Annotated in this window: 21 protein-coding genes and 1 pseudogene; all 22 read right to left on the bottom strand. The window is 37.4% G+C overall.

Going from position 1 to position 19,794, the window contains the following annotated elements; genetic code table 11:
• Positions 1–2,084 (bottom strand): annotated as a pseudogene (locus MHH60_RS32445) (hypothetical protein); the annotation flags it as partial.
• Between the two features lie 22 nt (positions 2,085–2,106).
• A complete protein-coding gene (locus tag MHH60_RS32440) occupies positions 2,107–2,697 on the bottom strand; it encodes a hypothetical protein (RefSeq protein WP_076138960.1) in 591 nt (196 codons plus the stop codon).
• A gap of 132 nt (positions 2,698–2,829) precedes the next feature.
• Positions 2,830–3,867, bottom strand: coding sequence for a WxL protein peptidoglycan domain-containing protein (locus MHH60_RS32435; RefSeq protein WP_179088985.1), 1,038 nt, complete (start codon positions 3,865–3,867; stop codon positions 2,830–2,832).
• A 97-nt stretch (positions 3,868–3,964) separates the two neighbouring features.
• Entirely contained in the window at positions 3,965–4,645 is a 681-nt protein-coding gene (locus tag MHH60_RS32430) for a hypothetical protein (RefSeq protein ID WP_076138958.1), read from the bottom strand.
• Between the two features lie 31 nt (positions 4,646–4,676).
• Positions 4,677–4,859, bottom strand: a complete 183-nt coding sequence (locus tag MHH60_RS32425) for a hypothetical protein (RefSeq protein ID WP_076138957.1) — start codon at positions 4,857–4,859, stop codon at positions 4,677–4,679.
• 37 nt (positions 4,860–4,896) lie between these two features.
• Positions 4,897–5,310 (bottom strand): prepilin peptidase, encoded by a 414-nt coding sequence (locus MHH60_RS33405; protein ID WP_143767404.1) that lies wholly within the window; start codon positions 5,308–5,310, stop codon positions 4,897–4,899.
• A gap of 55 nt (positions 5,311–5,365) precedes the next feature.
• Positions 5,366–7,738 carry a CARDB domain-containing protein gene (locus tag MHH60_RS32420; RefSeq protein ID WP_076138955.1) on the bottom strand — a complete coding sequence of 791 codons (2,373 nt, stop codon included), beginning with the start codon at positions 7,736–7,738 and terminating at the stop codon, positions 5,366–5,368.
• A 97-nt stretch (positions 7,739–7,835) separates the two neighbouring features.
• Positions 7,836–8,690, bottom strand: coding sequence for a copper amine oxidase N-terminal domain-containing protein (locus MHH60_RS32415; protein WP_076138954.1), 855 nt, complete (start codon positions 8,688–8,690; stop codon positions 7,836–7,838).
• Positions 8,677–9,033 (bottom strand): hypothetical protein, encoded by a 357-nt coding sequence (locus tag MHH60_RS32410; protein ID WP_076138953.1) that lies wholly within the window; start codon positions 9,031–9,033, stop codon positions 8,677–8,679. The genes MHH60_RS32415 and MHH60_RS32410 overlap by 14 nt, the downstream gene beginning before the upstream one ends.
• A 73-nt stretch (positions 9,034–9,106) precedes the next feature.
• Positions 9,107–9,787, bottom strand: coding sequence for an RcpC/CpaB family pilus assembly protein (locus MHH60_RS32405; protein ID WP_076138952.1), 681 nt, complete (start codon positions 9,785–9,787; stop codon positions 9,107–9,109).
• 41 nt (positions 9,788–9,828) lie between these two features.
• Positions 9,829–10,248 (bottom strand): hypothetical protein, encoded by a 420-nt coding sequence (locus MHH60_RS32400; protein ID WP_076138951.1) that lies wholly within the window; start codon positions 10,246–10,248, stop codon positions 9,829–9,831.
• A 4-nt stretch (positions 10,249–10,252) separates the two neighbouring features.
• Positions 10,253–10,666: a DUF4320 family protein gene (locus MHH60_RS32395; RefSeq protein ID WP_076138950.1), complete on the bottom strand. Its 414-nt coding sequence runs from the start codon at positions 10,664–10,666 to the stop codon at positions 10,253–10,255.
• Positions 10,667–10,682: 16 nt separating this feature from the next.
• Complete coding sequence (locus tag MHH60_RS32390; RefSeq protein WP_076138949.1) at positions 10,683–10,910, bottom strand: hypothetical protein; 228 nt, start codon at positions 10,908–10,910, stop codon at positions 10,683–10,685.
• 28 nt (positions 10,911–10,938) lie between these two features.
• Entirely contained in the window at positions 10,939–11,784 is an 846-nt protein-coding gene (locus MHH60_RS32385) for a type II secretion system F family protein (RefSeq protein ID WP_143766814.1), read from the bottom strand.
• A gap of 137 nt (positions 11,785–11,921) precedes the next feature.
• Positions 11,922–12,800 (bottom strand): type II secretion system F family protein, encoded by an 879-nt coding sequence (locus MHH60_RS32380; protein ID WP_076138947.1) that lies wholly within the window; start codon positions 12,798–12,800, stop codon positions 11,922–11,924.
• Positions 12,797–14,875, bottom strand: coding sequence for a CpaF family protein (locus MHH60_RS32375; protein WP_076138946.1), 2,079 nt, complete (start codon positions 14,873–14,875; stop codon positions 12,797–12,799). Before MHH60_RS32375 ends, MHH60_RS32380 begins: the two co-directional genes overlap by 4 nt.
• Positions 14,876–14,929: 54 nt before the next feature.
• The gene (locus MHH60_RS32370; protein WP_076138945.1) at positions 14,930–15,187 is read right to left on the bottom strand and encodes a hypothetical protein; all 258 of its coding nucleotides are present in this window, start codon (positions 15,185–15,187) and stop codon (positions 14,930–14,932) included.
• Positions 15,188–15,243: 56 nt separating this feature from the next.
• The gene (locus MHH60_RS32365; protein ID WP_076138944.1) at positions 15,244–15,639 is read right to left on the bottom strand and encodes a hypothetical protein; all 396 of its coding nucleotides are present in this window, start codon (positions 15,637–15,639) and stop codon (positions 15,244–15,246) included.
• A 417-nt stretch (positions 15,640–16,056) separates the two neighbouring features.
• Positions 16,057–16,206, bottom strand: coding sequence for a hypothetical protein (locus MHH60_RS32360; protein WP_341161212.1), 150 nt, complete (start codon positions 16,204–16,206; stop codon positions 16,057–16,059).
• Between the two features lie 310 nt (positions 16,207–16,516).
• On the bottom strand, positions 16,517–17,575 hold the full coding sequence (locus MHH60_RS32355; protein ID WP_076138943.1) for a hypothetical protein: 1,059 nt from the start codon (positions 17,573–17,575) through the stop codon (positions 16,517–16,519).
• 791 nt (positions 17,576–18,366) lie between these two features.
• A complete protein-coding gene (locus MHH60_RS32350) occupies positions 18,367–18,537 on the bottom strand; it encodes an aspartyl-phosphate phosphatase Spo0E family protein (protein ID WP_081386690.1) in 171 nt (56 codons plus the stop codon).
• A 221-nt stretch (positions 18,538–18,758) separates the two neighbouring features.
• Positions 18,759–19,457, bottom strand: a complete 699-nt coding sequence (locus MHH60_RS32345; protein WP_076138942.1) for a SprT-like domain-containing protein — start codon at positions 19,455–19,457, stop codon at positions 18,759–18,761.
• Between the last annotated feature and the right edge of the window lie 337 nt (positions 19,458–19,794).

Genomic DNA, 19,794 nt, shown 5'->3' with positions numbered 1-19,794 from the left:
GGTGTCGCTGTTGGCGTTGGTGTCGCTGTTGGCGTTGGTGTTGGTGTTGCTACAGGAACAGAAGTCACGGTTTCGGTAGCTTCCCCCAATACAGCATCTGTAGTTTTATTCTTAATTGTCGCCTTTACTACGTGAGTCCCTTCGGAAATTTTTACAGGTGCAGTGTAAAGCGACTCCACCCCATCAATAGACACGTAGACTTTTGTTGTACTTGTGGGAGTAGACCCTATATCTATAGTTACAATATCATCGCTAATTAATATCTTTGGATATCCTGTTGGGATAACTATAGGAGTATTTGTAAAAGTTGTCGTGAGTATTGTACTGTAGGTCGATCCATCGCCTGCTCTGGCTTTAAATGTTATAGAACCCGACTGTGTAATTACAATAGGTGCAGTATATGGAGTCCATGTCGTTCCATTATCCAGTGAATATTCCTTAACTGAACTTGTACCATAATCCACTGTTAGTGTGTTTCTATTATAACTATCTAGAGTTTGTGAAGTTATGGTAGGCTGTTCAGGTGTAGTGGGAACATATCCCTCTGGTGCTACATTTGTCAATCCAGGTATCTTCGAACCTACACCCGTTGTAGGGCTAAGACTGTATACATTACCTGCTTTAGTTATACCTAATAAAACAGAGTCGCCGGTTCCAGCTCTTGGCTCAATAAAACCAGCAAATGCCTCTCCAGCTACACCAGTTGTCTTGAATGTAGAACCCTTCCAGTAAACTAGGTCATTACCTGCCCCTCTAGAGGGCACTAGTGCATAAAAAGCTCCCATTCCCATTGTTTTAAAAGTAGCGCCTTGTAGACCAGCGTAACCAATATCTGCGACATCAGTTAGCTCATCATTAGGACCGTAAACTCTCTTAGGTGAAGGATATGCGCTACCTGAAACCCCCGCATAACCGCTATTATTCTCACCATACACAAAAGTGGTGCCGTCTTCTTTTAGGATAAGATTTAAGCTTGTGAAGTTCGTAGATGTTGTTTTCTTAACTCCCGTAGTCATAAGCTCTTTAGAAGAGAAGTTAATTCCTCCTGTGGTGTCTGGATACCACTTAGCCATACTAGATTGACCCCATCTATAGAGATTTGATCCCTCTAATGAGGTATACAACTCAAAATACCCTACTTGAAGCGAAACATGCGTTTTCAGTACCCCATTAGGATCTTCATTGAAGGGTACTAACGCTTTAGTAGTAGAACTCGCCCTATCTTCTCCACCATCAGGGCTAAAAAAACTAGTGTATGTGTATGTCTGACCGTTTATAATAAAATATCTTCTTGACTTATCGTAATGATTATATGAAAAATTATAACTACCATCTGTCTCTTTTTTGAGAGATCCATCCGAAGTTAGCATTACATTATTCACAAACTTTAAGTCAAATGACCCATTCGTAAAGGCAGGTATTCCAGTTTGGGGCATAGATACACCAAGATTTGCATTCAAGCCCAGGACATTATAACCAACAAAGAATACTTGTGTGTCTTTTACGAAGAAAACACCCATATCGGAATATACCAATATCTTTTTAACTCCAGTGAGATCAGTACTATCTAATCCATTCTTAACAAAACCAGGTGTAGTTCTATCTGCAACACTTCCTGTACCTAACTGACCTTTTATCCCTTCGCCCCATGCGTGTACTTTTCCATCAGTTGTCAGGGCGAAATAACTGGGAGCTACAACACCACTCATATTAAGCTTGTAAGAAACTAAAGATGTATACGTTAAAGAACTAATTTTTGTATTTGTACTACTGTTCCAAATGTAGCCGTCTCTATCCCTGTAATATCCAGGTACACGATCTAGAATATTAGCATCATAAGGATACTCCAATGTGTTATTGTGGAAATAAGCTTTTGACTCATCTGAAAATGTAACTCTAAAATACACATCATTATCCAGGGCATAGGTAGTAGTTACATCAACTACAGATTTGAAAGACGCCCCCTGTGCCTTAGGTGCCATTCCAGAAAAGGTTAATGCCGGAACTAATAACATCAGAACTAAGAAAAATATAAATCCACTTCTAGTCTTCTTATACGTAGTGTGAGTCCGTTGTTTCCTCATTTTTTTCCTCCAGTATTCGAATTTATATTCCTGCTGTTGCAGTGTAACTAAATGTTGAGGTATAGGTACCTTGTAGCAAACCTACCTGTTGTCCGTTACTACCCATAATCAGCTTAGGAACATTCAAGGTGTAATTAACTAAAAATTGATGAGTTCCCGCCCCTTCAGAGGGAATCACTGCTACAATACGACTGTCTGCTGAGGAGAGCACCTGTTGATTTGCTAACTCTCCCTTGGCTCCTTGGAAATCAATTGGTGTCCCGACAATAGCACTTTTGTACAAGGTTGAGAACGATACAGCTGATGCAGGAATGACAAATTCAACTGCCTTTCCACCTACCATTTTTGTCAGTTTAAAATCGGAAGCCCTGAGTACAACACCCCAACCAGCTGCAGTACCACGCGCATCTAGTACATACAAATTACTGTTAGCAGCTGAACTCTGGTTCTGCTTCAAATCAAGCGTTACATCCGTAAAGGTTGGTTTCGTTTGAGTTATTTGAAGCCCCGCACCAGTTACCACAACTTCTGATTCACCTGTATCTGCGGCATAAGCAGACATTGGAACTGCTAAGGCTACCAGCATTAAAATACTTAATAATACTTTTTTCATGATTCTCCTCCTCGAAAATTTATCTTTGTTAGAAATCAGCCTACACTGCGAACATCACCACCTCCTTTCAAGACAATAAAACAACAAAAAACGAACCCTAAAAATATAGAGTCCGTTCTTAATAATTCCTTCTTAGTTTTCTAATTGCTTATCTACGGGTTTAATAGCCTCCGGATCAGACTCTTTCTCTTCTTCCTTTTCCTTTTTCCGTTTCCAAAGCAGTAACAACAACCAAAAAAACAAAAAGAAAAAGATAACAATAATTATGATTACTAAAATAACTACCCAAAGATGAAGCTCTAACCAATCCCAAAATGTTTGAGTTACTTCTATTTTTCCGTTTTGTATTAAAGCCTCTTTAGATACGTTGGATTGCTCAGGACTAATAGAAAACGAAAAAGTACGACTTATTGTTTTTCCGGAAAAAGTCGCTTCATAATACGCCTCGTATGTGTCTGGTAACAAAAGAGTCTCATTCACGATATAAACCATATCTGCTGTTGTCCCACCATAGATTGACTCTGCAGCGTAATCCTGTTTATAGATTATTTGACCTTTACTATCATTTATACGAATTTTACCTTTAGGTTTTTCAAGTATAGTTCCTGAATTACTGAGCTCCACCGTCAGCCTGGAATATCCCGAACTAACATAATCATGTTTAAAACTATCAATGCTCATATTATGCTTCGCCTGATCTGCTTTGTATTCCAGAACCATCTGCACGCCACTTCGGTTAACCACATCAATGGCTAATGATGCTTGCTGCCCTTGAATGTTAGGATTTTGTTCTGCTGCCTTGATCAGCTCTTCAGCAGCAATAACGCCGACATACTGACCTGGAGTAATATCCGCTGGTACAGTCAATTTATAAGTAAAACTGCGTTCTTCTTTAGGCTTCAGAGTGAATTCATTCACTCCTTGCGGCTCCATCCATTTTCCCACGAGCTTAAGTTCCTGATCCTTTTCCGAAAAGCTCCTCCCCCCATTCTGAGCTGGTAGAGCATCTGCTGGATACATTTTAATCTTTACAGGATTGTCTTTTGCATTTCGAATGAAAAAAGTATATTCCCGAGTGTCACCAGGCTTGATCTGGTCTTTATAGTAACCTCGACCTTCTTCCACTTCTTTAGTTGGTGAAAGTACGAATGAGCTTTCTGCGTTTGCCATCCCCACCAAAAATACACACCAGATCATCAAAACGGATGAAATGATTTTGAAATAACCGGTCCTTATTTTCTTCATTTTTTCTTTCCTCTCTAACTGCTTAAATTCCTGAAACCAATGTGCAAGTCATTGTTGATGAATAACTTCCGGTTAACATGCCTATTCTTCCCTCAGGTATTGACATCCCCTGGGCGTTCTTAATATTAAGTAAAGCCGGTACGCTGATATTTAGATTAATAGCAGCCTTAAATGTACCTCTACCAGATCCCTCTGAAGCCTGAAGAACAGTCTGCGAGTCCGAGAAAAATCCAGAACCTAAGAATATCCCCTCTGGATTACCCTCAATAGCCTCTAAATCAGTAACCGTGAAAGCAACATAACTTGACGGGAAACTTGCGGTTACGTGACGATTATCCGAGTAAGATCTAGTCACAATAAAATCCTGCATTGATATATCGTATTGCCACCCACTTTCTGATGAATTCCCAATCTCCACGGTAAGAGTTTTCGAAAGTGTTACTCCAGACATATCAATACTGGGAGAATCTATTGAAGGAACAACCTTCAGTAATTGAGAAGAGTACACTTCAGTTATTACAGTATCTTTCTCAACTTTATAAACATCATCTAGGACACTCATCTCCACATTCATCTGTTCATCTGAACTCACATGATTTTCTTCTACATTATCGGCAAGCACCTCTGTTATTGAACCGATATTAAGAAATCCTCCAACAGTCAGAAAAAAGATAATAAATATGTATATCCAAGTTTTTTTCATTTCAACAACACCTTTCATCCAACATAATGTGTCAGATTTTCATTTCAATGAGACGTTTCACAGAGAGTGAAATGGGCATATCAAGATCTGTTTGAAAATATTGACTAGCCTCACGTAATGCCAATGAATAAGCTTCTTCAACATTCACATTGGAAGCACGGATATTTCTCACGGCAAGTTCAACGATTTTTGAATTAATAATACTATTCTCCATGTTCATTCTTCCTTTCAAAAATAGGTCAAGTTCTAAATCAATAAAGTAAAATAACGCTACAAAAAACCCCAAACGTCAAGAATGGAGCTAATGGGATTGACTTAACATTTACTCTATCTTTTAAGAGTCGGAAGATAAGATATAGCATCGCGGAGATGCTCATCCCCATTATCACAAAGAGTGTTTTTTCCAAACCAAGAACCAGTCCAATCAATGCAATTAGCTTAATATCGCCAGCACCAATCGCGTTTGAGTTAACAAAAAAAAGAATTGTGAGTATTAAAGCTGGTATGAGTCCGAAATAAAACTGGACATCAAACATTCTGATTACGAAGATCAATATAAGCAAAGGATGAATGATTTTGTTTGGAATTCTTCTTGTCCTGATATCCGTATAGCTAAATATCATACAGATTAAAATTAGAGCAATAAGCAGCAGTATAATATTCACCTCCAAATCAAAATAACAATAGCCATATCCGAGGATATGGCTACTGTTAACAGAATTAATTACTCTTCAAATTTTGAACATCATCATACATTGAACCCCATATTTCAACCTTCTTTTCAAAACATACTTTCAATCCAGTCATACCTGATTCAGATGAGTATACTTTTATTGTGTAGGATCCATTAGGTGAGTTAACAGCAGTAAAAAATTTCCTATCATTATATACCTTCCCTGAATCCGATTTTACGCTTTGTATTGGCAGCTCCCAAGTTGCTGTATTGTTATTACCCGATGTTTTTTCCATTTTAATAGTTTTAACCAGAGTACCTCTCGTATCATAAACCATCGCATACATTGCGTCCGGACCTTTAAAACTTCCACCTATCGGTTCTGCAGTATTATTCAACCCCGTTGGTACTTTTGTTTCCCAATCATTGCTATAGTCAGTATTCACCTTAACCTCAAAACCGTATCCTGCCCGAGTAATCCTATTAGGATCTTTAGAAGATTTACTTGCATAAGGTATGATTTCCCATGATCCTCTACTTTCCCGATCAGATTCTTTAGGTTTCTTGAGGTCCGTTGCAATCCCTTGCTTTGTAGTAACTGTTGAGGTTACTTTCAACTCTTCTTGATACGAGACACTTCTGTTTTCCCAAATGGGATCACTATAGTCAGTGTAACTATATGAACTATAGTACTCTTTCCCATTAATATCTTTCCAGGTGTAATAACTAGTCTTAGTGTGATATCCCGTTATAAGACTATATGTTACTTTCCAATTCCCTTCTAGCTTAGGTGAACAATTTCCGTCACTCGATCCAGAACGCCCGTTTATTGTACATCCAGTAGATGCAATATTGTTTGAACGGTCCTTATCTTCAACCTCATTTAGTGGATCTACATGAACTGTGATATTGTGTACTCCCTCACCACCAGACCAAGTAAACCCGCCGACAGTAGCCGTTTGATTAGCCAATAGATCTTTTCTTAGCTCATGAATTTGGTTTCCATTATCATAGAAACGAATACGCACATTAGATTTACCATTATCACCGATATTTTTAACTTTAGCAGAAATTATAGATGAATCTCCAACTACTAACGTTGAAGGGGCTGCCGTCACTGATTGGGCAACCAAGTCAGTTGATGGTTCAGCCACTTCGATTAACCACTCACCACTAATTTCATTGTTAAGATATGCTGCAGCTGGTGACTCCAGCGCACGATTCTGATGATTTGGATTGTTGATCGTTGCTTTCGCCTTAATATAATACTTACCAGGCTTTTTCCCAACATCGATTTTACCTAGAAAAAAGGATAATGTTGTACCATTGGTTATAGTTTGAGGTAGCGCCGTCTGGTTACTGTACATAGTGAACTCACCAGTCACCGCACCACCGATTTTCATTTCTGCAGTATTAGGGATTCCAGCTACGTTAACTGAATCAGAAGTGATAAAATCTTCTCCATCATAACGAACTTTAGCCCATAACTGACCACCTTCTGTAAGCGTTAATTCAGTTGGTTTATAGTCCATAGGTGTATTGTCAGCCAGTGTCAAACTCTTAATAGCGGTTCTGCCATAACCATCTTCTACAATAATATCAACGTCTTTCCCTAGAACTTTAAGAATCTTCTTAGCTTCGAAATTGAGAGTTTTACTTAAGGTATCTTCAGTAGTATTTATCAATTTCCCATCTGTTAATGAGACAACGTTACTTAGATCCGGAAAAGCTCCTTTAGGCGCTGCAACTACACGAATATTACGTTCACTATAACCTGAAGCAGTAAAACTTATTGTCAAATTATTACCCTGGACAACGTTCAATTCAGGCCAAGGTGAAACACTGTAATAAGCAGTTCTCTCAGTTTCAGATGTTTTTTCAGTTTTCACAAATTTTATTCCCAATCGCTGTACTATTCCCGATGTACGAATGAGAGGGTAATAGTTTTCCAATTTATAAAAAAAGGGATGCCCTTCTTTAAAAATCGCATCATCAGCACTTAACATGAAATTATCACGATAATACTTTAGTTGTTTAGTACTTACAGTTAGATTATTGGAATTAATTGCATCAAATAATGTACCAAAGCTTGATGCACTTTTATACACCAAACCAAACCCATTCTCTTTATCAAAATCCTCCCCTGGACTATTTTTCACATTGAAAACATCATAATTATTAATAATGCTTGATTTATTATTTGGAAAACTAAAAACACTTTTCCAGCCCGTTAACTTCCACACGTTCCCGTTAACATCTTTATCAATGGCTGGAATATAACCATTAAGCGCAGTCCCTTCATAGTCATAGTTCCAAAGAGGCACATATTTTTTCACCATTGGATCAGCTGACGCAGCGCTAGACACTGCACCGAACATAACAAAGAAACATGATATAATTAGCATTATTTTCCTTTTCAAACGTAACCCTCCTCTTTTCTCTTAGCAAAAAGACCCCTCATTTTAGAAGGGGTCTTTTTGCTAAGATTATGATTTTTATTCGACTCATAAAAGCAGATTACTTTAAAGATTGGGCTGCTTTAATTACTTCAGACAAAAGGCTCTCATTATCTCCATTTTTAACTACTGCATCTTTCTTATGTTCGGAAAAATCCCTTACAAGGTTTGAATCTTGAACATCAAAAATAACTGAAAAGTTTTCCCAAAATGCATTTGTAGGATCTACCATCGAGAAAGAAACAAATCCCTTTCCTTGTCCAACAGCAAAAGTATATTTATTCCCTGGTGTTAACAAACTACCACCGCCAGGATTATAATATGTTCCCTTCACATCTTTCGGAAGCGTAAAAGTAACCACGCCGTTTGTAAGGCTTATATTATCCACAAACAAAACTTTTCCAAGGTCTTTGTTTTCTTGATTCCAACCGAAATCCTTATTAGGCTGCTGTGATCCATTATCAACTGGTTTCTTTGTATCAGTTGTAATACTCACAATTCTTTGTTTCTGATCCCATCCGACTTGAGCTCCTAAAGCCTCTGACACAAATCGCAGTGGAACAAAGACACGGGATTGTTGTAAACGTGCCGGAACATCAAGTTTTTTTATAACAGTATCCACCACTACAGAAGTGCTGTTTACCTTCATTGTAATCTTTTTATCACCTTGTTGAACTGTAACTACTCTCTCTTTGCTATAGCCCACATTTGCGCCCAATGCTTCAGACACAAATCGAATAGGAATCATCACCCTATCACCTTCTGTATAGGGTTTTGCATCTGGAAATGTGACGTTTTTATTATTCACCTTTACCGTGACTCCCTGAACTTGGGCAGCAGAAACACCAGCAATACCAACAATATTAAAGAGCATGAGGAGAGAAATTATCAACTTCATACTTTTATTCGTTTTCATTTTGATCACCCTTCCCCTTATTTTCATACGGTACTACTTCATAAAGATCTTTCAATAATTTATTAATTGAAGTTGTTGCTTCATTAAATATTTGTTGACTTTGCTGCACCTTTTCTTTCCATTCAGTACCACCAAAATCATTCACTTTCGAACCTAAAAGCTTTATTGCTGTTCGTATCGCTTCTGAACTATCTACGTTGTTTATTTCACAGTAATTTTGTAGTATCTTAGCTGATTCATCATCCAGCCTCAATCCTGTTCGTTTGACCTTCGGATTCTCTGCTGGAGGTCGCCCTCTATTCCTTTTTTTCACTTGGTTTAAAGGCGTTTCTTTCTCCTTCATCGTATCACCTTATTTTATGTCATACCTAATTATAATTTTTGTCCGACATAAAGTAAAGATAATTTTCAGACTATTAAGATTTTATACCTACCGGAAGTAAGTACACCTTTCCACTCTCCTGGTATTCCATGATAGCAGCGGCTTGCTCAACGGTCACTTCAAGCACAACTACTACTGGAATAAGACTATTACCTGATGCTACATCAGGTGCTGTTCCTTCTGAATTCAGGCGCTTTAAGACCTTAATATTAGTTAACTTTGGATTTACAACTTTTTTGCTAAGGTTTGTAGCCTCATCCCTTACATAAGCGATAACATTGACATATACACCAGGTTTAGCGTCGTCCCCTGCAGATCGGACTAAATCAGTGGCTATCCCGATTTCAGTCATTCCCTCTTTAAGACCAATACTACTGCCAACTTCTGAATTCAAGGATGTCGTATTATAAGTTGTCCTAACCGGTTCGTTATTTCTAATACCATACTCCCCTGCATAAAGATCACCGAATTTGAGATCTTCAGCATCAAGAACCGCATCTGTTGGAATTTCACTCAGAACTATTTCGCGATATTGCAACTTGTCTTTTGTTATTTCGGTAAATGGTGCAATGTCCTGTTTGGCTACAACAACCCTTTGCGTTTCTACCTGTTGAGATATATTTCTATTTTGAACGGTGTAAACTCCGATTAATATTACAAGTCCAATAACGATAAATGAAAGAGCCCGTGTATATTTGTTCCAAAATCGCTTCAAAAGATTACGCCTCCTCGTTAATGTGTTTCTTTTTTTCTCTGTTATATATAAATACTCTCATACGCTATTCTTCGACTTAATGAAAGAGGATAACTTATTTCTTTTATTGAGTATGAAATCCTTGTTTTGAACTCAACCTGAATCCAAGGGATTCCATCTGAATCATAAGAGATCTTTAAATCTAACTGACTTCCGCTCATGTATGCATTCTCCATCAATGGATCAAGGTTCATATAGCGAATAAATTCACGCTTCACTGCACTCCTCAACATATCTTCATCAAGTGTTACCGTACCTTGTTGAGCATCCGTTACAATTCCTGACTCAATTATCCCTGCATCAATTGAATGCTCGAAACCCCGACCTGACTTAGCGTATAGATAGCCAACTGAATACGTGTCAAAGGAGAAAATGACAAAGAATGTCCCTATTAGAATAGCCCCCCATAATTTCATCCACATTTAGTTACCCTCCTTCTCTGATCAGCTTATGGGCAAGACCTGTAACCTTAACGTTAATGGGCAAGCTAAAGGATAATCCTAAAATTTTGGCAGCATAAATATCTACTGTCTTTGATACCTTTATCTCTAATACGTCCCCTCTCTGTACAGTCTGTGAAGTAGCTTGGAAAGTTATCTTCGAAGGATCCATACCAGCCCTTACCAATAAATCATTAAATTGTTGTCTAGTTTGTGCATTCGCGCCATTTTGCACCTTCATTACTTGCAAAACTTCATTAGCAGCACTGTTAATAATGCCCTTGGCCTCTGTGTACTGCCATATTGATAATCCGAACATGACAAAAAAAGTAACTATTAGAGAATAAAAAAGGATAGAGACATGACTGTCCCCATCCTCTCTTTTTATCAGATTCTTCATTTTTCTTCTCATAAAATCAGTTAATTTCATTGACTTTGTTAGAAATTTTATCGAAAATCAACGGAATCAGTTTATCTTTAAACAGTACAAAAACAAGAACAATCAATATAATAGTAACAAATGTAACTACAACCCAATTCACGCCATCGCCTTTATCTCCATTGATAAGGGACATACTTTTAGAATAAAGTTTAGCACCTACATTTTTAAAATTATTTTTAGCTTTTCCGATGATACTAGACATATAATATCTCCTCCATATTTTAATTTTTTTAAAGTGCAGCAAGACCTGCAAAAAGTTTAAATCCCATCAAACCCATAAAAATCATGTCATGAAAGATTAGAATCCCATAGAATAAATTCATTTTTTCGGGATTTCCTTTGGTGAGCTCTATCAGTGAAAGTCTACGTAAATCCCTTAAATCATTTTTTATTGAGTTTAAATCATCTTCCCCTTCGTGGAATCCTTTCTCCAAAATAACATTGACTACAGATACAAAATCGTACATTACTGGAAGATCAATATCTTCTGCAAAGATTTTCAGTGCGTCTTTCATTAACATCCTGTCGCTATTAGCAATTAAACGCTTGAGCATTTGCCCAAGAAGTTCGCTACCTTGATTACTGGCTGCTTCGAATATACCTTTTAAGGGCTTACCGACCTCTAGCGCGTTAATCATTTTGCTAATGAGATTTGGAAGATCCCTAATCAATAAATTCTGCCTTTTTTTGTGCTGTTTTGAAATATCATTAATATCGTTCCAAATTAAAAGCCCCACTGAAAGTGGGACTAGTGTATAAAGTATTGGCATATGCGTCACTACTGGTAACAACACCATTATTGGAACAAACAGTAATGATTTTAGTATCGTTTTGGAAATGAAATATGGGTAACTATCCTTTTTATTCAGAGTCAAATATTTTGCCCTTGTAACTTCTCCAAATATTTGATCTAACCATTTCCATTTTTCAAGCCGGTCCGAAAAAAGAACAAGAAAAGAATTTTGTTCCATTCGCTGGATTTCTTTCTCGTCCATATTTAGAAAAACAGCCATTTTTGTTATTTTTTTTTGCCTATCAAATCCAGGCAAGATAATAGACAGCACTGGCAGAGACATGATTAGTATCACAATTGAAAACAAAAATGAAAGATTCGTTTTTTTCACCTCCTTTAATTAATTTATAAATAATGTTCTTCGTAATTAATAAAAAAACGACCATCTTCCCCCAAAAGGGTAGTAAGTCGTTGATGATATTACAAGTTGTCTAAATCTAATCTTAAATACTTATCCCTGCCCAAATATGCGAAAAAAGTAGTCAACAATAAGGTTCCAACTAATATTTTGCCTGGTGTAGTCAATAAGCTTAATGATGAACCCATACTCTCCATATTTTTTTCAAGATAAGCGAATAAAAAAATTATTGCCCATCCTGCAGGAAAAATAACGAAAAACTTATTTCGTTTAGTCCTGTTCTCAACATCAATAGTTTGGAGCAAGGCGATGTCACTCTTAATATCATCATTTGACTCCTTAATACTTTTAATGGACTTCGTATGGAACCCATCAATATTCCCCATTATTATCTTTTCACATAGATCATCGAACTTCCGAAACTGAACTTTAGCACTCATTTGCTTTAGAGCAGTTCGTGGATCTACCCCAAGTAAAAGAGAATTATACAGATTTTCAAAAAGTGGTTTAGTGACACCAGACATTACTGGCAAAGACATTTCCAAAGATTTTTGAAGAGATTTGCAATCCCTCATCATGGATACTAAAAGTCTTACATTTGTAGGCAGATTAAAAAGCATAGCCTTTCTTCTAGAATATTTTAATTTTGAAAAGACTAATCGCGGCACAAAAAAACCGATAACTGTTCCGACTACTGCGAACATTAGGTTATCGGTTATAAACGCGATTGAAATTCCTACCACCATTGAAATTATCATAAGAATAATATAGTGCTTTAGCTGAAACTTTAAGCCTAGATCAGTGGCTTGATCCTTTACACTATCAAAACCAAAAGCATTTCGTAGCCGGTTACTCCTCACTTCACTTTTTTTCTTAGGTAATATGCTGGATATACCATAAGTTATAACAATAACTGCAAATGCAATAAGTGCAAAACTCATATACCCTCCACCTCACACCAGCGATGATATTCTTTTTCATCAGGTTCTTCTGATTGAATTTTTTCCAAAAAGCTTGTTGATTTAATCTTATTTTTAAACTCTAAAACCTGAGTTGTAGGGTTATACTTGAAAATTGTATTTAAAACAGGCTCCTCTGTTCCTTTGTAACTAATCAGTTCACTTATTTCCATCAAAACTCTCACACCAGTTTTCTTCGATCTTTTCTGAAATAATATAAGATCCAAGGAACCAGCAACTTGCGCTGCAGCTGCATTAGTATTCCCGTTAAGTTGCAATAACCGTACAGCTGCTTCTGCTGCGCTATTGGCATGAATGGTTGTCCAAATAACATGACCTGTATTCATGGCAATTAAAGCTTCAGAAGCCGCCTCTTCATCTCTTATTTCGCCAATAGCCAATACAGAAGGCTTTAACCGAAGAGTAGCCTTAACTAATTTTCCAATACCATAACTTTTGTCTTTATCCTCAATATTTTTAACTAACAAAGATGGTAAATTGGGATAATCTTTATATTGCAATTTGCTTGCATACATCAACTCCTCAGAGTCCTCAATTGAAATGATTCTAGTAATCTTTGGAACATATTGAGGGAACATAAGCAATTTAGCAGTTTTACCACTGTTTGTCCCACCAGCAACCAGAGTATTCGCCCCCATTTTTATGGCGAATTGAAGAAACTCGGTTCCTTCCAGGCTTATATTTCCATAGTTTATACATTCTTCGTCTGTGTATACGTTAGGAGGAAATTTTCTTATTGAAATAAGAGAGTGACCACCACTCACCCCTGAGTAATGTTTATTATCTGCAACAGCACAAATTCTAAAGCCTCGATAGTTAGCATCAATAATTGGTTCATTACTCGACAATGGCTTTCCTATCGGCATCAGCATTTTGTCAATGGTCTGTATTAAATGCTCCGTACCCTGAAATTTTATATGCTCCATATGGATATCTTTACCATTAATTTCTGCAATGACCTGATCAGGACCGTTGATTTCGATTGAACTAATGGTTGGATCATCTAAAATTTCCTGGATTACACCAAGCTCTGTAATTTCTTTTTGCACCATCTCAATAACATCAGTGATTGGCATCGTAAAAACAAAATCCGTGATACTTCTCACCATATCAGCAATCAAATATTTAATTTTTTGTCTTTTATCTTCGTTTGTCAGTGAACTCACATAATCATCTAAATGCCCCTCAGCGAGTTGTCCTCTTATTCTTTCAGTAATAGATGTTATGTTCTTCATTTCCAAGTCCGAAAGTTCTGTCTTTGCTTCTCTTAAATGATATTTAAGAGTTAAATGATCCATTGGATCAATCAGCCCAATATTTTCATTTCCTGTTTTGAGGCTATTTCGCGGACTCCATTGAATTACATTAGGCTCAATTTCCGAAATTTTTTTGGCTAGTTCGCTGTGTTTGGTATAAATTGCGATATTATTAGATTGCAAATGATTAGTGGCAGAAAATAAAATCAGCCTTTCTTTCTCTATACCAAACACTTCATTACTTTTTTTAGAAAAAGTATAATTATTCACGAATTCAATTTCACTCAAACTATAGAAAACAATGATATCTGCAACTTTCATTCCATACAAAGTTGCTGGATGAATCATTGTTCCTTGACTAACGAAAAAAATATAATCATACATACTGGAAAGTTTATTCTTTAAATAAAGCGGTAATTCGATCAATGAACTGTTGCTGTTAATTCTTCTAGTAACTGGATTTTCAGGGTTAGATCGTGGATTCATCAATATATAATCACTGCTATCATTCTTCGTGTAAATATATTCACTCATTTCAGCTGGTGCATTGCGGTCATAGTCCAAGAGTAACTGATCCATGGACTTTTCCTTATCAATCTTGACCGCTTCTTCACCTAGCGCATAAGCTATCCGTGGAATACCAAGACATGGAAATTCAACAATGATACTTTTTTTATTTTTTGGAAGTTGTCCAATTGTCTTTTGCAAATATCCGATAGTATCACCACCACCAGGATTTGCAATCATCAGTGTTCTACTATCCGTTTTAATTTCCGACATATCTTTCATTTTTCCTTTCTATAATCCTATTTTATATAGCTTACTTCAGTAGCCTTATATCATATCCTGTAACCAAACGATATCTTCAAATCCTGTAAACCCTCCAGCATCTAAAATCTCTTTGAGAGCATTTTGACCACCTATCGGATTATACGGACAATTAGGGCTATGACAAAAAGCCAGATACCCCAATTTAGGATGTTTAAATGCGTATCCGCGCGGCATAATATAACCGCCACTCACCTTAAATTTTTGTGTTCCCAACTTTACGATCTCCAAAGCATCATTAATTAATTTGGTATCCTCTAGCAATTTTATTTCCTCCTTCTCTCGCCTTTAACATCATTAAAACAAAAGGAACAGCACTATTAACTGTGCTGTTCCTTTTGTTTTAATATCGTCCACATTTCTTTAACTCTTTCTATTGATTGAATTCCACCTTCCCAAAAAATAGATGAATCTAATTTGAATAACTCTTCTTCAAATTCTTTTTCAGCTACTTCGTAATCACTATCGATCATAACTACTCGCTCTGGATTTATATTTTCATCTGAAACAACGGCACATGCCTCTTCAAGATTCATTCTCTGACTCAGCAGTTTCAGTTTTAGTAGCGCAATCATATCTTCATCCGTCAATTTTCTTCGTTTCTCTTTACGCCCGAATTGATACCCAGCATTCTCTAAACTGTAAACCCAGCGCCTCGCAGAGCTTTCAGCAAGTTCTAAAACTTCTGCCGCCTCTTTAAAAGACCAGATTCCCATGTTACCCCCCTCTTTAAACAAAAAAAGCGCCTACTATCGGCACCTTCACGCTTAATATGATTTTCGAAAGAAGTATCACTTCTTAACTCAATGTCCCTCGTGTAACTGCCTGGTGTCAAAAATTATCATGTTATAAGAATATCACGTATTTCAGCCTGTAACGTACCTAAAAAGTATGATACAAGTATGATTTGAAATATTTAGCTGTAGCAGCATCCAGGAGAGCGTGAGTAGCAGCTGTAGGAGATCCAGCGGTGAGCGGTGGCAATTAGCCAGGGCAATGCTCAGATCCGGTTCCTGTAGACACATAAGTGAGCTGCTGATCGATGCGCCGGCGGTAGCTGGTCCTGTGCGCTGGACCGCATCCAGGAGAGCGTGAGTAGCAGCTGCAGGAGATCCAGCGATGAGCGGTAGCAATTAGCCAGGAACAATGCTCAGATCCGGAACCTGCAGACACATAAGTGAGCTGCTGATCGATGCGCCGGCGATACCTGGTCCTGTGCGCTGGATCGCATCCAGGAGAGCGTGAGTAGCAGCTGCAGGGGATCCAGCGGTAAGCGGTAGCAATTAGCCAGGGCAATGCTCAGATCCGGTTCCTATAGACACATAAGTGAGCTGCTGATCGATGCGCCGGCGATACCTGGTCCTGTGCGCTGGATCGCATCCAGGAGAGCGTGAGTAGCAGCTGCAGGAGATCCAGCGGTGAGCGGTGGCAATTAGGCAGGCCAATGCCCGAATTTGATTCCTGCAGACACTAAGTGAGCTGTTACTGCAGGGATCTACCGGTGAGTTCTAGTTACTCAATCTCTTGTAAAGCAATGAGCACTAAAATAAGCACTGTAAAAATTAACTTTGGCTCAATTAGTAGATTTCGTAATTATCTATTTAATAAACCTTGCTTTACCTTGTAAAGTTTATAAGCCTCTTCATAACATGTAGAAAAATATCCAGTTGGATTGTTTATTTTCAAATGCATAGATACACCACCAGAAACCAAATCAAGATTACAAGATTTTTCGAAGTAGAGTTCACACGCTTTAATAACTATTTCTGGTAAGAGAATATCTTTATGATGGCTGCTTAACATTAGAAAGATAGATTCTATATAACTATCATTCATTGGTATATTATCTGCTACGTAGCAATATTTAGGCACATTAGTACAGAGCACTTCGTATATTCTATTTAAATTATCATCAATGTTATTCAATGGAAGATTCATAGAGGCGGCGATAGCCGACCCATTCAATCTATCATTCAATATTGAATCTGAAGTAGTCTTTGAAGTAATCTCTGGTATTGCTGTTCCAGCAGGGAGGTTCGGAGTTCGATTCTGGAAGTTCGAGTATCCAGATTGACCGTTCGAAATTCCTGTATGGTGATTCGAATCTCCAATTTGGACCTCCGAACTTCCATTTTGGAACTTGCTATCTCCAAAATGGTCTTCCGAACTTCCATTTTGGAACTTCGGGTATGTCATTTGAAAGTTTGTTATATTTAGCGTTCGTTGTAATGATTCGTATCCCTCTAAGTGATAACCTTTTATACTTAGATCAGTCATAATTTGTATTAAATCTACTCTGTATTGAAATGTTTTATCCCAAGAATAATTAGGATTTCTTCTCTCGTAGATCCATCCACCGTCAATCAAATTTTTTATTTTTCTTCTTATGGTTTGAATACTTGCCTTAAGCATTAATTCCTCAGACAATTCTTCTGCTTTTTTATAAAACCAACCATGATCACGTTTTAGATTTGGCTGCAGTCCATTGGTAGACATACGCTCAGTTTCTTCTTGAATTAACTTATCTGCATCTTTGACTCTTTCAGACCAATAAATAAATTGATTTAGTATTAATGCTGACACGTAATCGCCGGTTAAAGCTACCAGTTCCTCTTTAATAACGACCCGTTTTAGTTTCATTGGATTTTGCATAATTACCTCCTGATTATGTAAAATGTGACAGAAAGAGCTTCCTTTTTAAATTGCTATGAGATCGATTGTATATATGTTCTGGTAGTGGCAAAGGGACTGCAGTCGTTACTATTATGAATTTTTCATATAGTGCGAAATTATAAATAGCAAAGATCTTAAGCCAGCGCATTCATACGTAGTCCTATAAATCTACTTCTAACGCACACCGTGGAAAAAAGGATCCTTTTCATGGCTTAGATGAATTACCCCTCTAATAGATGGATTTTAATTGTTTATGAATACAGAAAAAGCCCACGATCTGCCTGTACAAAGACAAATCGAGGGCTTGTAAACACTTGAAAAATAGATGACACTATGGTAAATTAATATATATCAATACCATAAATAAGGTATTAAGAAATACCCCAGGTCATTGTTAAAGCACTGATTCACCGATGTCCAGATCGGTTGATTCGGCACCTAGTATCAGAGCTCCAACTCTTCTACTAGAAGCTTTTTCAATGGCTATTTCTTTGTCAAAAGAACAATTTAAGTTATCCACATTTTAGCACATAAGGTTATAAAAAAGAAGAGAAAAGTTGTTCACAGCCTTGCTCCAAACCTATATTTTGTCGGAATTTTGCTTATTTTTTCTAAACATGCACCATAAAAACGCAAGCCCTGATTCTACTAAAAATACCCAACCTAAAACTGGTGTTGTCAAAATTTCCATTCTACTCTCTCCCTTTGTATGTTATTCTGGAGAGGCGTGGTACCGGCAAAGTTTCACGCCTCTTACAAGTCGATTGCTCCTACGCATTCGGCTTTTTTGTTTTATTAATAAGATTGTGTACCTGATCTAATTGCTGTGACTTAGATACGACTACATAAGAATTTAACGCATAAAGGTTACTTAATTCATACATTTCAGATTGAAGTGCCTCAAATTGATCGTAAAGTGATTCAAGTGAAGCCTCGGCCATGTAATCACCTCCTTTTTTATTTTATTATACCATCAAAACATCTTTTGTAAATGGTTTTAGGTATAAAAAATAAAAAAAAGCTTTGTATTTAATAAATCATACATACAAAGCTTTTTAAGGTTATATTTATGGCTCTGGATTGTACTGTCTTACATGCTCCAACTACTAGAATCTAGCTGCTCATACTCAGTTGTTTATCATAGTGACCTAGAAATCTCGACTTATTCTGTTTCAAAATTTTGATTACAATCACCACATAAAATGTTTAAGTCTTTTTTATATGATCTTACTGAAATCCCACATGATGGACAGGTCCATTTAATAGATTTTGAGCCTGACTCATAACCCATATTAGTACTGCTAGAACTGGCTATTTCATCCGTTTCCCCCCCCTCTGCTAAGGCTTTGAAATAACTATATCCATGACGTGCGATAACGAATATTTCTTTTCTAATCGGCATTTCTCCTATTTTTCGTTTTGCCTCATCTCCAAGTCTCGCATAAGTCCATCCATGTTTAGGATCTGGTTTATCCTCCTTGTATTCAAATCCTAGCTCTAAAACCTTTTGTTTAAAGCGTTTATTATGATATGTACCTTTACGACTGGTATCCTGTATACCTGCGTGAAGGTGGTAAAGATGTACCATTTCATGCAAAACAGTATCCATCGTTTCATAAAAGTCCTGATCCATAAACTCAGCTGATAGATTTAATTCATACATTTGCAATGTCCCATCTTGTGTGCCCCAAACGGGTACTACTGAACACCATCCCATAGAAAGCCTTTGATGCCCGTTTGATTGTATAGTTATAGCTGGTGTAGGTAATACCCCATCAAAATAAGTTTTATTAAACAATTCAAATACGTGATGAAGCTCTGTCGTTATATCACTTAATGTTAAAGATTTTATATCAAACATAGGCTCCTCCTTTTTTGAGGCATATGCCTCAAAAATATTATTTATAATAGCATATTGATCTATTACTATCAATTTTTCTTCTGCAGGTTCGGGATCTGAGCATTGTTCCTGGCTAATTGCTACCGCTCACCGCTGGATCTCCTGCAGCTGCTACTCACGCTCTCCTGGATGCGGTCCAGCGCCCAGGACCAGCTACCGCCGGCGCATCGATCAGCAGCTCACTTATGTGTCTACAGGAACCGGATCTGAGCATTGCCCTGGCTAATTGCCACCGCTCACCGCTGGATCTCCTGCAGCTGCTACTCACGCTCTCCTGGATGCGGTCCATCGCCCAGGA

The organism is Paenibacillus sp. FSL H7-0716 (assembly GCF_038002705.1).
Lineage (GTDB): Bacteria > Bacillota > Bacilli > Paenibacillales > Paenibacillaceae > Paenibacillus_AQ > Paenibacillus_AQ odorifer.
Note: the sequence above shows the minus strand (reverse complement) of the source record. Positions and strands in the feature narration are given on the sequence as shown.